The 15,520-nt window shown below is 59.5% G+C and carries 12 protein-coding genes; 9 read left to right on the top strand and 3 right to left on the bottom strand.

What is annotated here, in order from left to right; all coding sequences use genetic code 11:
- The first annotated feature begins 263 nt into the window (after positions 1-263).
- Positions 264-2,738 (top strand): UvrD-helicase domain-containing protein, encoded by a 2,475-nt coding sequence (locus ACGJAX_RS22255; protein ID WP_390956187.1) that lies wholly within the window; start codon positions 264-266, stop codon positions 2,736-2,738.
- A gap of 62 nt (positions 2,739-2,800) precedes the next feature.
- On the opposite strand, the gene ACGJAX_RS22250 is transcribed toward ACGJAX_RS22255, so the two are convergent.
- Complete coding sequence (locus ACGJAX_RS22250; RefSeq protein ID WP_034148820.1) at positions 2,801-3,073, bottom strand: DUF1652 domain-containing protein; 273 nt, start codon at positions 3,071-3,073, stop codon at positions 2,801-2,803.
- A gap of 262 nt (positions 3,074-3,335) precedes the next feature.
- On the opposite strand from ACGJAX_RS22250, the gene ACGJAX_RS22245 reads away from it, so the two are divergent.
- The 4 genes from ACGJAX_RS22245 (at position 3,336) to ACGJAX_RS22230 (ending at position 7,151) form a co-directional block, all read left to right on the top strand.
- Positions 3,336-4,151 (top strand): AraC family transcriptional regulator, encoded by an 816-nt coding sequence (locus ACGJAX_RS22245; protein ID WP_090321503.1) that lies wholly within the window; start codon positions 3,336-3,338, stop codon positions 4,149-4,151.
- A gap of 50 nt (positions 4,152-4,201) precedes the next feature.
- On the top strand, positions 4,202-5,608 hold the full coding sequence (locus tag ACGJAX_RS22240) for an FAD-dependent oxidoreductase (protein WP_390956186.1): 1,407 nt from the start codon (positions 4,202-4,204) through the stop codon (positions 5,606-5,608).
- Between the two features lie 43 nt (positions 5,609-5,651).
- On the top strand, positions 5,652-5,996 hold the full coding sequence (locus ACGJAX_RS22235) for a cupin domain-containing protein (RefSeq protein WP_090321510.1): 345 nt from the start codon (positions 5,652-5,654) through the stop codon (positions 5,994-5,996).
- Between the two features lie 69 nt (positions 5,997-6,065).
- Entirely contained in the window at positions 6,066-7,151 is a 1,086-nt protein-coding gene (locus tag ACGJAX_RS22230) for an extracellular solute-binding protein (RefSeq protein ID WP_390956185.1), read from the top strand.
- Between the two features lie 39 nt (positions 7,152-7,190).
- On the opposite strand, the gene ACGJAX_RS22225 is transcribed toward ACGJAX_RS22230, so the two are convergent.
- Positions 7,191-7,850: an MliC family protein gene (locus ACGJAX_RS22225; RefSeq protein WP_390956184.1), complete on the bottom strand. Its 660-nt coding sequence runs from the start codon at positions 7,848-7,850 to the stop codon at positions 7,191-7,193.
- Positions 7,851-7,988: 138 nt separating this feature from the next.
- A complete protein-coding gene (locus ACGJAX_RS22220; RefSeq protein WP_090321521.1) occupies positions 7,989-8,213 on the bottom strand; it encodes a YgdI/YgdR family lipoprotein in 225 nt (74 codons plus the stop codon).
- A gap of 195 nt (positions 8,214-8,408) precedes the next feature.
- On the opposite strand from ACGJAX_RS22220, the gene ACGJAX_RS22215 reads away from it, so the two are divergent.
- From ACGJAX_RS22215 to ACGJAX_RS22200, 4 genes are all read left to right on the top strand, one after another.
- Positions 8,409-10,076 (top strand): VRR-NUC domain-containing protein, encoded by a 1,668-nt coding sequence (locus ACGJAX_RS22215; protein WP_390956182.1) that lies wholly within the window; start codon positions 8,409-8,411, stop codon positions 10,074-10,076.
- On the top strand, positions 10,073-12,352 hold the full coding sequence (locus ACGJAX_RS22210; RefSeq protein WP_390956181.1) for a helicase C-terminal domain-containing protein: 2,280 nt from the start codon (positions 10,073-10,075) through the stop codon (positions 12,350-12,352). Before ACGJAX_RS22215 ends, ACGJAX_RS22210 begins: the two co-directional genes overlap by 4 nt.
- 125 nt (positions 12,353-12,477) lie before the next feature.
- A complete protein-coding gene (locus ACGJAX_RS22205; protein WP_247257098.1) occupies positions 12,478-13,380 on the top strand; it encodes a zeta toxin family protein in 903 nt (300 codons plus the stop codon).
- Between the two features lie 102 nt (positions 13,381-13,482).
- Entirely contained in the window at positions 13,483-15,405 is a 1,923-nt protein-coding gene (locus ACGJAX_RS22200; protein WP_390956180.1) for a PAS domain S-box protein, read from the top strand.
- The last annotated feature ends 115 nt before the right edge of the window (positions 15,406-15,520 follow it).

Here is a 15,520-nt window from a genome sequence, read left to right as displayed (position 1 = left end):
GGTTCGTCATGGGGCGGCAGGCCGGGGCCATGAAGCGAGACCGGTGGTTGATGACAGGCATCATCCAGCAGGCAAGGATCGAAAAAAAGCGTAAAAAGTGCTGCATAACAATCGATTTACTTGATGGGAAATCGCCTCGAAACATTATCATCCTGCTTTCAGTTCTTCGCATAAGCCAATGAGTCATAAGCATTTCACTAGAACTCAACGGCAAATGAAGACACCATAGCCCTCAACAGCCTCAGACCCTGGAGTCCGTCCGCGTGCCGCAACACACCCCCGATCTTCCGCCTGAACTTCGTCCTCTGGCCGAGATGCCGCTGCTCAAGCGCCTGGCCGCCCGGTTCTTCGGCCATGGCCTGACGCGCCTGCGCGCCCAGCACCGTGCGTCCTGGTTGCATGGCCAGGCCGACGGCTTTCGCAGCGGCCATATGGCGGGGGTGGAATACGGCTATAAAGAGGGCAAGCTCGAAGGGTTGGAAGAAGGTCGGCAGGTCCTGTTGATTCGCGACTCGCGTTCGACCGAGCATCGTCCGCCCGGCATCGACGAACACCTGTTCGACGACTGGCGCCTGCCATTGAGCGCGGAATTGAAGAAACGCATGAAGGCCGACGTCGCGCGTTTGCTCCCGGCACACGCCCAGCCCAGCGCTGCCCAGTGGAAGATGATCTTCAGTGACACGCCTACGACTTCAGTGATCGCGGGGGCCGGTGCCGGCAAGTCGACGACCCTGGTGCTGCGGATCGTGCTGCTGGCGCATTACCTGGGCTTTGAGCTGAGCTCGATGACGGTGGTGACCTTCACCCGGGAATCACGCAAGGACTTCATCAATAAGTTGATCGAACTGTTCGCGCTCTGGGGGCATACGCTCAACCTCAAGGACGCTCGCGACCTGGTGCGCACTTTCCACTCGCGGATCCTGCCGATGGTCCGCAGCTTGCCCGGCTTCGAACGCTTGCAAGCTTTTGAAAACCTCAGTTTCCGTGGGCAAAACGGCGAGGAGGACGCCGATAGCAATCCATTCGACCTGCGCATCAATGATGCCCAACGCCAGCACCTGAACGCCTGTTATCACGCCTTGCACACAGGCGATGAGCGTTTCCGTGAACTGATCAAACCCTTGTCACGCCACGCCTTGCAGCTCAGGGAGCTGGAGCGCGATCATCCGGACGTGCAAAAACGCATGGCCGTGACCGAACTGGCCGCCAAACGTGATGAGGAGCTGTGCGACTTCGTCGAGGATTTGTGGTTTCGCGCGGGCGCCTGGCCGATCAAAGGCATCGAGCCCAATCGCCAGACCTTCGATATCAACGGCTCGACCTTTCATTGCCACGGCTACATTCCGTCCCTGGACGCCTGGGTCGTACTGGGTTTCGATCCTCGGGAAAACCCGCAGGTCAGCCGTCCGAACGCCAAGCTGACGGTCCGTGCGGAATGGGCTGTAAAGCGCACCCTGTTTCAAGCTTTCTGTCGTAAGCCGTTGATTTGGCTGGATAGTTACGAGTCATCAAAGCGTGTACTGGCCTCGTTGGCCGGCGATGCCAGTGCCGGGCCGGGCTTTGATTACAAGGTCAAGGGCGAGCTCGCGTCCGCGCCATTGCTCGATTGTTTCGTCGCGGCCGCCGGGTTTATCGAGAACCTGGGCCTGGATGTACCGAACGCCGTCAGCCAGATGAGTTTTGCCAAGGACGATCCGGACCGGTTTTTCTTCGAGGCATTGAGTCTGTTCTGGCGAGCGCTGGAAGATCATCTGCTCGAGCAGAAACCGCCAATCATGACCTACAACCGGATGTTCGCCTTGTTCAGCGAACATTCCCCGGAAAACCTCAAGCTCCTCAGCGACGAGCTGCTGCGGCCGCTTTCACACCTGATGATCGACGAGTTTCAGGACGTCTCGCCGCAGATCGTCTCGTGGATTCGCGCCAGCCTGGCCGAAATCCGCAGTCGTGGCCCGGCCATGCACGTCGGGCGTGGTGCGCAGCGCTCGTCTTTGCTCTGCGTGGGGGACGACTGGCAGTCGATCTACGGTTGGCGCGGCAGTTCGCCGAGTTATTTCATGGAGTTCAACAAGGAGTTTTCGTCGCCAAGCACCACCCGGGTCATGCTCAGCGACAACTATCGCAGCCACCAGCACATCATCGACGCCGCCGAACACATCGTCCGCGCCGCGCCAGCGATTGCGGGCAAGAAGGCCAGGGCCAGCGGCGCGCCCAAGGAATTGTGGCCGGTCAACGTGCTGGATCGTGACGATCAGGGCATGGCCAAGCGCTTGATGGAGCACTACCGCAAGGGTGATTCAATCTTGATGCTCTATCGAAAAAGTAGCGATAAGTTATTGATAGAGCAGCATATTCAACCTGTAGTTAATGTAGATTCTAGCTTGCCGTACGAAGCCCGGCGCCTGAAACAACTGACCTATCACAGCGCCAAGGGCTTGCAGGCCGATGCCGTGTTCCTGCTCGGCGACTGCCAGCACTTGACCAGTTCACCGTACAAGAATCAGGTCTACCGCATGGCGGGTCTGGGCAAGGCTGGCGACAGCGAGCCGTATGACACCGCGCAGAAGGACGAGATCCTGCGGCTGGCTTACGTCGGCATTACCCGGGCCGTCAGCCATTGCTACTGGTACGTCGATGCCCAGGATACCCAGGCGGTGAATATGCCCAAGGCTTCCGACCGCATCGGCGAGGGCAAGGCGTTTTTTGTCGATCACCGGGACTGCAAGAGCTCGGCCTGAGGCTGTAAATCCCGGCCAACAAAAAGCCCACAAAATGTGGGCTTTTTCGTGAGGTTCGGCCTTCAGGCATAGCTCCGGAGGGCCACCGGGGGAATGAACGCTTCGAGCTCATCCTCGACGGCTTCGATTATTCGCTCTACATCGGCTGCATTCATGACGGTTGCACAAGGTATACCGGCAATGGCGATCATGGTCTCGCCAGTGGCTCGATCGAACAGGCGGGCAATCATGCTGCCCGGGGCATCCATGCTCGCCTCGAAACCCATGGGATGAAAATGCCAGCGCATCAGCTGGCAGGCGTTTGGAAAGGTGACCTTACTGAAGCCTTTATTCATATGTTGCCCGCCTTCTTCATCGAGCGCTTCCATTAGCTCATGGTAGGTGGGAAGAACCTTCGTTGGTTCAACCGGTGACAGACTTTAAAAGTAGCACCCGGATGTGAAAATCATGTGTTTTTTTCAGTCCGTTTGGCGATTGCCGGTTGTTTTCTTGATCCAGAGCACGTCCTGGCTGATCTTCGATGACGGGGTGCCTGCCGTTGCTCATTGAAGCGGCGGCAGAAGTTCGGCAAGCTCGTTGCTTTTCGTCGAGATGCCTATGCACGCCGAGGATGATGGCCCGCAGCAAACCCAGGCCACGGGCGAAACGGTCATGCGTTATCACCTGCGCTGGAAACACCGGGACCTTGATGGCGTCATGGCGCTGTACCACCCCGATGTTCAATACAGCGACTTTTTCCAGAACCGGGTCATGGGCCTGGACGAACTGCGCGAATACGTACGCAACAGCATGCCAAGGGACCCGGATGAGGCGCTGGAACACTCCGATCGCATTCGCCTGGACGGCAACACCGCGTTCATCCAGTACCGCATCACCCTGCGCGGCGGTGAAGGCCTGGTGTCGTTCCGCGCCAGTGAAGCGATCACCGTGCGCGACGGACTGATCTGGCGGGTCAACGAATACGCCTCCCTGGTGCACGAGCAGCCCGCCAGTAAAACCACCGGTCCACAACGGCCCGCGGTCAGTCGACTCGGCCTGTCGCCGCGTCAGCTGAGTTTCATGGCGGACGACTTGCAGCAGTACTTCCAGCACCAGCAACCCTATCTCGACCCTGAACTCGACTTGCAGCGGGTGGCGAAGGAGTGCGGCTACAGCCGTAATCAAATCTCCTATCTGCTCAATCAGGTGCTGGGCCAGAGCTTCTATCGCTACGTCAACCAGGCACGCCTGCAACACCTGCTCGCGGCACTGGACAGCGCCACACCGCCGGTGCGCATCGACGAACTGGCCTTTGCCGCCGGGTTCAATTCGCTGTCGGCGTTCTACAGCTGTTTCCGCCAGCACACCGGCCAGTCGCCCAAGGCCTACGTCAAACAAATTTCTTTGCGTGCACGCGCGCAAGACAGCCTCTGAGCCCACGCACTAGGATCACCGCCATCGAAGTTTGAGTGGCGGAGTCTTGCATGCCGGCGTGGCGCACTATCAGTTTGTGGATGGACCAACTCGACGAGCCGTTACTGGCTCGTCCGGCACTGGATCAGGATCTGGATCTCGACGTAGCGATCATCGGCGCCGGATACACCGGCCTGTGGACCGCGTACTACCTCAAGCGCCAGGCACCGGAGCTGAACATTGCCATCATCGAGGCGCAGACCGCCGGTTTTGGCGCCTCGGGGCGCAATGGCGGCTGGCTGATGGGCAATCTGCTGGGCGAAGACCGGTTGCTGGCCCCTTTGTCACCGCAACAGCGCAGGGCGTCCTATGACTTGCTGCACCGCATTCCTGACGAAGTGCAGATCGTCCTCGAACGTGAAGGTATCGACTGCGATTACCGCAAGGGCGGGGTGCTTTACTGTGCCGCCCGCTACCCGGAGCAAGAGTCGAGCCTGCGCCAGTATCTGGACTCGCTCCACCGCCAGGGCCTCAATGAAAACGATTATCGCTGGCTCAGTGCCCGGCAGTTGGCGCAACAAATACGCATCGCCAAGCCCTATGGCGGAATCTACGCACCGCACGTCGCCACCCTGCACCCGGCCAGACTGGTACGCGGCCTGGCGCGCACCGTCGAGCGCATGGGCGTCAGGATTTACGAAAACAGCCCGGTCACCCACTGGCAGGCGGGTAGCCTGCGCACCGCGCAAGCCTCGGTTCGCAGCCGCTGGGTGGTGCCGGCGGTGGAAGGCTATTCGGTCACGCTGCCGCCGCTCGGGCGTTACCAATTGCCGGTACAAAGCCTGATCGTCGCCACCGAGCCTTTATCTGCGGCCACCTGGGATGAAATTGGCCTGAGCAACGGCCAGGCGTTCAGTGAAAGCAGCCGTCAGGTCACCTACGGCCAGCGCACGGCTGACAACCGTTTGATCTTCGGCGCGCGCGGCGGCTACCAGTTTGCCGGCAAGTTGCGCCATGACTTCAACCTGACCAGCAGCGAAATCGAGCTGCGACGCTACCTGTTCAGCGAGTTGTTCCCGCAGCTCAAGAACGTGCAGATCACCCATGGCTGGGGCGGCAACCTGGGCATGTCGCGGCGCTTCAAGCCGCACATGCTCTGCGACCAGGCCAGTGGCATCGCCTTGTCCGGCGGCTATGGCGGGGAGGGCGTGGGCGCCAGCAACCTGGGCGGGCGAACCCTTGCCGACCTGATCCTGCAGCGCGACACCGAGCTGGTTCACCAGCCGTGGGTCATCCCCCGGCGCGGGCTCGATGCGCTCAGGGCCTGGGAGCCCGAACCCTGCCGCTGGCTGGGCTACAACGCGATCATCCGCAGCTTCGTCCATGAAGACCAGACCCTGGCCAACCCGGCCACCGCGCCCTGGCGGCGCAAGCTTGCCAGCGGGGTCGCGGGGTTCATGGAAGGTTTCATGCACTGACCGACGCGATCTTCATCTACAGGCTTCATCGAAAGGTACTCCCATGAGCATCACGCAATTCAAGAACACCGCAACCCTCACTCTGCAAGCGTCCAGCCCGGTCGCCGTGCCGCTGGGCTTGCCCGTGGCCGTCGCATCGACCACCAGCGTCGAACGCGACGACGGCGTCGAAACCGGGGTTTGGGAATGCACGCCCGGTCGCTGGCGGCGGCAGATCGTCGCCCAGGAGTTCTGTCACTTCATCCAGGGCCGCTGCACCTTCACCCCGGATGACGGCGGCGACACCCTGCACATAGAAGCCGGCGATGCACTGATGTTGCCAGCCAACACCCTCGGCATCTGGGACATCCAGGAAACCGTGCGCAAGACCTACGTGTTGATTTTTTGAAAATAGACAGTTGAAAGCTGATCCCTTGATTGCCTGCCAAACAAAAACAACCTCTACAGGAATCGACTCATGATCCGAAAGACACTGACCCTTGCGCCGCTGATGCTCGTCGCTTCAATCAGTCAGGCCGCCGACACCGTCAAGATCTACAACTGGTCGGACTACATCGCACCGGACACCACGAAAAGTTTCCAGAAAGACACTGGCATCGCCTTCACCTACGACGTCTATGACAGCAATGAAACCCTCGATGGCAAGTTGATGACCGGCAAATCCGGTTACGACGTGGTGTTTCCGTCCAACCACTTCATGGCGCGGCAAATTGAAGGCAAGGCGCTGAAGAAGCTCGACAAGAGCCAGTTGCCGAACTGGAAAAACCTCAATCCGGTGTTGCTCAAGGCCTTGCAGACCAACGATCCGGGTAACGAGCATGGTTTTCCGTATCTCTGGGGCAGTACCGGGATCGGCTACAACATTGCCAAAGTCAAGGCAGTACTGGGCGACAACGCCCCGGTGGATTCCTGGGACCTGATCTTCAAGCCCGAGAACATGGAAAAACTGCAGAAGTGTGGCGTGGCCATTCTCGACAACGGCCCGGAACTGCTGCCCGCCGCCCTGAACTACCTGGGCCTGCCGCATCACAGTAAAAACCCGGAAGACTACAAGAAGGCTGAAGCACTGCTGTTGAAAGTACGGCCGTATGTCAGCTATTTCCACTCGTCCAAATACACCAGTGATCTGGCCAACGGCGACATCTGCGTGGCCGTCGGCTTCTCCGGCGACATCCTGCAAGCGGAAAACCGCGCCAGGGAAGCCAGGAACGGTATCGACATCGGTTATTCGATTCCCAAGGAAGGCGCGGCGATCTGGTTCGACATGGTGGCCATGCCCGTCGATGCCCCGGATGAAAAGGCCGGGTATGCCTTCATGAACTACCTGCTGCGCCCGGACGTCATGGCCGATATCAGTAACTACGTGCACTACGCCAATGGCAACGAACAGGCCGACAGCCTGATCGAACCGGCGATCAAGAACGACACGAAGGTCTATCCGAGCCCGGACATGATGGGCAAATTGTTCGCCCTCGAAGCCATGCCGCTGAACATCGACCGGGTTCGCACCCGTGTATGGAACAAGATTCGCACCGGTAGCTAAGGGGTTCAGGCCATCGGGACAGGAGGTCCCGGTGTTCAATCAGCCAACCGGCTCGGCCTTGCAACTCATCTCCGCCGAGCCCGGCATCAGCAACAAGGCGTCATCGCCCTCGTACCAGAAGCTGTAGCTCCCTCTGAAATCCTTGCCGCTGTATCGGGTGCCAATAGTGCTCGGCTGCTGGTTCAAGGTGACGGAGGTGTTCGCCCACTTCAGGTACACGACCCCGGGGCTGACAGTGAAGAAGGTGGCCGCGATCAGCGCATTCAATCCCGCGCAACGAAAGGCCACAGGGCCTTCAGTCAGGCGGCTGGGATCCTTGGTCCTGGCAATGGCTGAGCCCTGACGCAGTTGAAAGGCGCGCTCGGCATAACTGCGGATCGTGCACGCCTTGGGCTCGCGATCCGAGGCGCACTGATTACGGGCGTCGAGCCAGAACTGCTGATCGATTTCGACCTTGTTTCGTGGCGGTACGGCGTGGTCGTCTGTCAGCACCAACAGATACAGGCGCTGCAGTTCGATGTCCATTTGCGCCAGTTGCGGGTCGCGACAGATGAGTTTTTCGATGGATGCCCTGGACGTGGCGCAATCGAAACTGGTCTTGAATACCCGCGAAGAAGTGGCGGCACTGGCGCACAGGCTGGTTGCCGCGCACGCGCTGGCGGCGAGGAGAGCGGCCAAAAGGGGCGTGGGCATTTTCATTTCGGCTTCACCTGGATCATGACGTGATGCCTGCGCAAACATTCGCTCGCACGGGGTGTATCGCAGTGTAAGGCAGGTATGGAAACCTGCCACACCAAGGGGGATAAGCAGGGGACGTGATCAACTATAACGCGCTACTCAGTCTTCCCGGCGGATCGTGGACACGTCATTGGCGTTGACTCTGACTTTGGCTCCGGAAATATCCTCGAACTCGAAGAAGCCGTCCTTGGTCTTGGTTTTCGGCATGTCCTTGGTCAGGTACTGAGTGCCGTTCTGCAGCGTCACTACCGTGGGTGTCGAGCAACCGGCCAGGGCCAGAAAGGCCGCGATTGCCAGGGGCAAGCCCAGCGTCTTGATGTTCATAACCACCTCTCATACTTCAAATGAAACAGTGCGACTGTCGCGAACGACTGCGCTTCTTAGGCGGTTGGTGCCATGGAACGGCAGAAAGTTCGACGCCCGTTGAAAATTACCTGGCGGCGCCGCCTTTTATCCCTTTTCGTTTGCATCGGACAGGGCGTAACTGGTATCTGTACGCATAACCAGTATTCGCTCGCCATGGCCCTTTTTCCCGTGACTGCAAACCCTCTCGACGATCCGTTCTATTACCTCAACAACTTCATGCAGGTGCTTGATTGGCTTGAACATCGCTATGCCGATGTACTGAGCATCGAGGAGCAGCGCTTCATTCGCGAGTTCAATGGCCTTACGCGTGAGTCCCGGGGGCTGCTGGTCAGAATGGTCATGCGCAAGGGCATTCACTTCAGGGCCGGCAAGCTGCATTACCCCGAGATCGGCGACATCGCCAGCGCCGCCGAACCGTTACTGGCGCTGGGCTGGGTTGATGAGCAAGCACCGTTGACCCTCGAAGCGCTGTTCGAGGTCCTGCTCAAGGCCGAAATCCTGCAATGCCTGGGCAGTGCCATCGATCAGCCCAAGGGCAAAAAAGCCGACTGGCTGCCGGTGCTGAGCGAGCAGTTCGCGCAACCCCAATGCTTCCGCGACTGGTGCCCGACACTGGACGATCGCCTGTTCAGCCTGACCATCATGGGCCTGTGCGATCGCTTGCGCTTGATGTTTTTCGGCAATCTTTATCAGGACTGGTCGGAATTCGTCCTGGCCGACCTTGGCATCTTCACCTACGAAAAAGTCGAGTTCTGCGCCGATTCCCGTGGCTTGCGCAGCCGCGAGGACGTGGACGCCTGCCTGTTCCTGCACGAGCAACAGCAGCAGTTCGAGGCCGGCGAGGCACTGGCAGAGGTTGTCGAGCGGATCAACGGCCTGACGCTGAGCAATCCCTGGCTGCAAAGACGTCGAGACAAGCTGCTGTTCCAGATCGGCCAGCACTGTGAACGCATCGCCGATTTCTCTACCGCGTTGAGCCTGTACCGTCAGTGCGCCTATCCCGGCGCGCGCCTGCGGCTGATTCGGGTACTGGAGCGCTGCGAGGAGTATGAGCTGGCCCTGGACCTGGCGACCCAGGCCGGGCAATCGCCGCAAAGCGCCGCCGAACAGCAACAATTGCTTCGTCTGCTGCCCAGGCTGCGGCGCAAACTCGGCGGGCCGGCAATCAAACGGGCGTCGCCTCGGGAAATGTTGCGCCTGGACCTGCAATTGCCCAGGGTCGATCCGGCCTTGTCGGTGGAGTACCACGTCCAGGCGCACTTGTCCGAAGAGACGGCGCCGGTCCATTACGTTGAAAACAGTCTGATCAACTCGCTGTTCGGCCTGTTGTGCTGGCCGGCGATCTTCGCGCCGTTGCCAGGGGCGTTTTTCCACCCGTTCCAGCGCGGCCCGGTGGACCTGCTGAGTGAGGATTTCCACAGTCGACGTGCCGATCTGTTCCAGGCTTGCCTGGCGGAACTCGATGACGGGCGTTACCGGCAGACCATTCGTGAACGCTACACGCAAAAGTGGGGCGTGCAGTCACCCTTCGTATTCTGGGGCGTGCTCAGCGAGGAGCTGCTGGAGCAGGCCCTCGACTGCCTGCCGGCCGAGCACCTCAAGCACTGGTTCAACCGCTTGCTGCTGGACATCAAGGCCAATCGCGCCGGCATGCCGGACCTGATCCAGTTCTGGCCGCAGCAAAAGACCTACCGCATGATCGAAGTCAAAGGCCCTGGCGATCGTCTGCAGGATAACCAGCTGCGCTGGCTGGAGTTCTGCCATGAGCATCAGATGCCGATTGCCGTGTGCTATGTGCAATGGGCGGAGCAAGACGTTTGAGCTATAGCATCGCGGTGCGGGCGCTGTGTGAGTTCACCGCCAAGGTCGGTGACCTCGACTTGCGCTTCACACCGTCGCCGACCGCGCTGGAAGGCATCGTCGGCCATCGCACCGTGGCGTCCCGGCGCAGCGAGGGCTACCAGAGTGAAGTCGCCCTCGAAGGCCACTATCAGAACCTGACCGTCAAGGGCAGGGCGGATGGCTACGATCCAGCGCAAAACTGCCTCGAAGAAGTCAAGACCTACCGTGGCGACTTGAGCAAGCAACCCGCCAACCACCGCCAATTGCACTGGGCCCAGGCGAAAGTCTACGGCTGGTTGATGTGCCGCAAGCTCGACCTGGAACGGATCAACCTGGCGCTGGTGTACTTCGACATCGTCAGCGAAAGGGAAACCTGTCTGCTCGAAGTGTTCAGCGCGGCCGAGTTGAAGTCGTTCTTCGAGGAACATTGCGCACGGTTCCTGCACTGGGCCGAGCAGGAAATGGCCCATCGCGAGGCGCGCAATCGGGCGGCTCAGCAGCTCGCGTTTCCCCATGCCGGTTTCCGACCGGGCCAGCGGCATCTGGCCGAGTCGGTGTTCAAGGCCGTCAGCACGGGCCGCTGCCTTATGGCCCAGGCACCGACGGGGATTGGCAAGACCGTCGGCACGCTGTTTCCGATGCTCAAGGCCATGGCGCCCCGGCAACTGGACAAGGTGTTCTTCCTGACGGCGAAGACCCCGGGGCGAAAGCTGGCACTGGACGCCGCCCAGGTGATTATTGAAAGCGCCGATGCACCGCCTTTGCGGGTCCTGGAAATGATCGCCCGGGACAAGGCCTGCGAACACCCGGACAAGGCCTGCCACGGTGAATCCTGCCCGTTGGCCCAGGGCTTCTATGATCGCTTGCCGGCTGCGCGCCAGGCGGCCAGTGAGCTCAAACTGTTGAATCAGGGCGCCTTGCGCCAGGTCGCGCTGGACCATGCGGTCTGCCCGTATTACCTGAGCCAGGAAATGGCCCGCTGGGCGGACGTGGTGGTCGCCGACTACAACTATTATTTCGATTTCAGCGCCTTGCTGTTCGGCCTGGCCCAAGCCAACAACTGGACTGTCGCGGTGCTGGTGGACGAGGCGCACAATCTGGTGGAGCGTGGCCGTCAGATGTACAGCGCCAGCCTTGATCAGGCGACCCTCAACGGCGTACGAAAAACCGCTCCCGAAGCACTGAAAAAGCCCCTGCAACGGGTCAGCCGCGAATGGAATGCCCTGCACAACCTCCAATCGGGCGCCTACCAGGCCTATGACAAAGCCCCGGAAAAACTGCTCCAGGCATTGTCATCGTGCAGTGCCGGCATCGGCGACTATCTGAACGATCACCCACAAGGGCTGGACAGCGCACTACAGAGTTTCTACTTCGAGATGCTGCAGTTCTGTCGTGTGGCCGAGCTCTTCGATGGGCAGTTCCTGTTCGACATCAGCAAGCGCGACCTCGACCGCAAACGATGCCTTTCGCAACTGTGCCTGCGCAACGTGGTGCCTGCCGGTTTCATCGGGCCACGCCTGACCGCCGCACGCAGCACCGTGCTGTTTTCCGCGACCCTCAGCCCTCGTCACTATTACGCCGATCTGCTGGGCACACCGCTCGACACGGTGTGCATCGACGTCGAATCGCCGTTTCATGCCGACCAGTTGCAAGTGCACATCGTCGACCGGATCTCCACGCGGTTCGTCCATCGGGAAGCCTCCCTGGCGCCGATCGTCGAGCTGATCGCCAACCAGTTCATCCAGCGTCCCGGCAACTACCTGGCATTTTTCAGCAGTTTCGACTATCTGCAGCAAGTGGCGCAGTTGCTGGCCGAGCGGCACCCGCAGATCAACCTGTGGACGCAGTCTCGCGGGATGGCGGAAGAACAGCGTCAGCAGTTTCTCGATCAGTTCACCGAAGGCGGCGAGGGCATTGGTTTTGCGGTGCTGGGCGGAGCGTTTGGCGAAGGCATCGACTTGCCCGGTGCACGGCTGATCGGCGCGTTCATCGCCACCCTGGGCCTGGCCCAGCTCAACCCGGTCAACGAACAGTTGAAGCGGCGCATGGCGGCGATTTTCGGTGCCGGCTACGACTACACCTACCTGTTTCCCGGCGTGCAGAAAGTGGTACAGGCCGCCGGACGGGTGATTCGCACCCAACAGGACCAGGGTGTGGTGATGTTGATCGATGACCGTTTTGCCGAGAGCAAGGTCAGGCAACTGCTGCCGCGTTGGTGGTCGATTGCCCCAACGAATGTGCATTCTGCGCTGTAGGAGCTTTCACTCTTAATAACAAATACATACCTTGATTAAAACAACGGTTTGAACAATTGGGGCCAGCACGTTTTATTGGGAGGGCTGGATATCACAGCCCAATTCTTTGATAAGGAAATCAAGGTATGTCAGATGAACCGAAATACAGTTACTCCTCAGACGACGTAATCAAGGCGTTCGACGAGATCTTCCCTACGCTCTTTGCCGACAAAACTGCTGAAACCATCCCGAAGTTGCTGATCACCGCCGGAGTGGAGGGCTCGGGCAAGACTTACCTGCTGGAAAAGAGCTTGCTGCCATCCGGAAATTACGGGAACTACATTCGACTGTACCTGCCCGAATATCGAAAAAAACACCCGCGTTACGACGACATGATCGAGTTCGGCGTATTGCACGCCTACGAACATTCAGAAGCGTTTGCCAGGGAACTTGGTTCGAAAATCTTCGCCAACGCGCTTACTCATAGATACAACATCATCATGGAGTGCGCGTTCGATGACATCGGTTTTGCCGGATTGGCAAAGTTTGTTCCTGGTTATCAACTCGAAGTCCATGTCGTGGGCTGCAATCATGCGTTCGCCCATATTTCCAGCATCAAAAGAGCATTCTCCAGCCTGCAAAAGCAGGAGATGGAGCGATTTGTCAGCTATTCGAGACTCGAGTCGAGCATCAGTAACGCCCCGGCGGTTCTCGTTGCGTTCGAGTTCATCGCAAAGACGGTGAGCGGCTCGCAGATCTTCTTGTACGAGCGTGGTCTGGGCACGCTGAGCGAGCGGGTACTGCGTGCTCACAGCAGCTATACCCTGGACGCAAACGGGAATCTGAACGAAGTTTCAACGTTGCAGCCATATGCGTACAGCGCCTATGACACAATCCTCAGGAGGTCGGTGTATTCGATGGAGGAGCGTGACGAGATGGTCAAGGAATGTCATTTACAGCTGCTTAAAACCAGCCAATATGACAAGCAGGTTCCTGATTTCGTCTACAACGACCTTTATTCCTATATCACCAAATACGTCTATCGCTAAGCCGGCCGGGATTGCAGGCTATGAAACAAACCGCCGGAATCATGGCTTTCCAAATGCAGTTTGTCTCATACTCCAGCAAAGCAATCATGATGCGAGAACTCAATGACCGAGGATCGAAGCAGGCCAAATGCCGTTGAGGACAAGCGTTTTCGCTTGTTGATCGATGCGGTGATTGACTACGCGATCTACATGGTTGACCCCGACGGCATCATCACCAGCTGGAACGCCGGCGCCAAGCGTTTCAAGGGGTACGAGGAGGCGGAAATCCTCGGCCAGCATTTCTCGCGCTTCTACACCGATGAGGACCGCCGTGCCGGTTTGCCCCAACGGGCGCTGGACACGGCGATTCACGAAGGGCGATTCGAAGGCGAAGGCTGGCGCGTACGCAAGGACGGCACGCACTTCTGGTCCCACGTGGTGATTGATCCGATTGTCGATCCTTCGGGAAAATTGCTGGGATTTGCCAAGATCACCCGTGATTTGACCGACCGCAAAATGGCTGAAGAAGTCCTCAAGCAGAGCGAGCAGCAGTTCCGCTTGCTAGTACAAAGCGTCACGGACTATGCCATTTACATGCTCGCCCCGGATGGACGCGTGACCAACTGGAATCTCGGTGCGCAGCGCATCAAGGGCTACTTGCCCCGGGAAGTGATCGGCGAGCATTTCTCGATGTTCTATACCCCGCAAGACCGCGAGGCGGGTGAGCCGCAGCGAACCCTGGACACCGCGACCCGTGAAGGGCGATTCGAAAGCAAGGGCTGGCGTGTACGCAAGGACGGCACGCGGTTTCTGGCGCATGTCGTGGTCGATCCGATCCGGGGCGAGACCGGTACCTTGCTCGGTTTCGCCAAGATCACCCGTGACATCACCGAATCGACACTCGCCCAGCAGACGCTGGAGCAAACCCGCGAAGCGCTGTTCCAGGCGCAGAAAATGCAGGCCATCGGCCAACTCAGCGGCGGCATCGCCCACGACTTCAACAATTTGTTGACCGTCATCCTTGGCAATCTGGAAATCGTGCGCAAGCGTCTGGCGGATGACCCGAAAGTCGTGCGATTGCTGGACAACGCGACCCAGGGTGCCTTGCGCGGTGTTTCCCTGACCCAGCGCATGCTGGCTTTTGCACGGCGTCAGGAACTGAAATCGGAACCTGTCGAGATACCGGCCCTGGTGCAGGGAATCTCCGGTCTGCTGCGCAGTTCGTTGGGGCCGTCAGTGGAATTGGAAACGCGTTTCCTTCCGGATGTCGAGCCAGTGATGGCCGACGTCAACCAACTTGAACTGGCCGTGTTGAATCTGGCCACCAACGCCCGTGATGCCATGCCCCATGGTGGCAAGATCGTCATCAGCACGCGAACCGAAGAGATCCAAAAGGGCAGCCGCCCGGCACTGGTTGCCGGCCGTTATGTGTGCCTGAGTATCACCGATACCGGGGAAGGCATGGATGAGGCGACGCTGGCGTCGGCGATGGACCCGTTCTTCACCACCAAAGGACTGGGCAAGGGCACCGGGCTGGGGTTGTCGATGGTCCACGGCTTTATCGCGCAACTGGGCGGACGGTTGGTGCTCAAGAGCCAGAAAAATCAGGGCACCACGGCGGAACTGTGGTTGCCCGTCGCTACCGAGAGCGTGGCGGCCAACCTGGTTGCCGATAAACCCGCAGCGCCGGATGTGCCACGCCTGAGCGTCCTGGTGGTGGATGACGACAGCCTGGTGCTGACCAGCACCTGCCTGTTGCTCGAAGACCTCGGGCATCGGGTCATCAGCGCCACCTCCGGTGTCCAGGCACTGGAAGTGTTTACGGGGCAACAGGGCATTGACCTGGTGATCACCGACATGGCCATGCCGCAGATGAGTGGTGCGCAACTGGCGGATGCGATCCGCACACTGGACCCCAACGTACCGATTATCCTGGCCACCGGTTATGCCGAGCGACTGGAAGGATTCGCCACCAAACTGCCCAGGCTGTCGAAACCCTTTACTCAACTCAGCCTGGTGGAAGTGATTGCTTCGGCGATGAAGTGAGCAAACGGGTGACAGGGTCAGTCACCCGACGCCACCGGCATCCAGCGCAGGGAGCACGAGGCGAGTGCCAATGCCCGCAGCACGGCACCCCGGTGCGGCGATCCAGGCAATAAAG

Origin of the sequence: Pseudomonas moorei (assembly GCF_042846945.1) — a bacterium.
GTDB lineage: Bacteria > Pseudomonadota > Gammaproteobacteria > Pseudomonadales > Pseudomonadaceae > Aquipseudomonas > Aquipseudomonas moorei.
The sequence above is the reverse complement of the archived record's forward strand: the minus strand, read 5'-3'. Positions and strand labels throughout refer to the sequence as shown.

Excerpts from the sequence above, each read along its gene's own strand:
- ACGJAX_RS22250 (WP_034148820.1), bottom strand. The coding sequence starts at position 3,073 with ATGAATAAAGGCTTCAGTAAGGTCACCTTTCCAAACGCCTGCCAGCTG.
- ACGJAX_RS22245 (WP_090321503.1), top strand. The coding sequence starts at position 3,336 with ATGCACGCCGAGGATGATGGCCCGCAGCAAACCCAGGCCACGGGCGAA.
- ACGJAX_RS22240 (WP_390956186.1), top strand. The coding sequence starts at position 4,202 with ATGCCGGCGTGGCGCACTATCAGTTTGTGGATGGACCAACTCGACGAG.
- ACGJAX_RS22235 (WP_090321510.1), top strand. The coding sequence starts at position 5,652 with ATGAGCATCACGCAATTCAAGAACACCGCAACCCTCACTCTGCAAGCG.
- ACGJAX_RS22230 (WP_390956185.1), top strand. The coding sequence starts at position 6,066 with ATGATCCGAAAGACACTGACCCTTGCGCCGCTGATGCTCGTCGCTTCA.
- ACGJAX_RS22225 (WP_390956184.1), bottom strand. The coding sequence starts at position 7,850 with ATGAAAATGCCCACGCCCCTTTTGGCCGCTCTCCTCGCCGCCAGCGCG.
- ACGJAX_RS22220 (WP_090321521.1), bottom strand. The coding sequence starts at position 8,213 with ATGAACATCAAGACGCTGGGCTTGCCCCTGGCAATCGCGGCCTTTCTG.
- ACGJAX_RS22215 (WP_390956182.1), top strand. The coding sequence starts at position 8,409 with ATGGCCCTTTTTCCCGTGACTGCAAACCCTCTCGACGATCCGTTCTAT.
- ACGJAX_RS22205 (WP_247257098.1), top strand. The coding sequence starts at position 12,478 with ATGTCAGATGAACCGAAATACAGTTACTCCTCAGACGACGTAATCAAG.
- ACGJAX_RS22200 (WP_390956180.1), top strand. The coding sequence starts at position 13,483 with ATGACCGAGGATCGAAGCAGGCCAAATGCCGTTGAGGACAAGCGTTTT.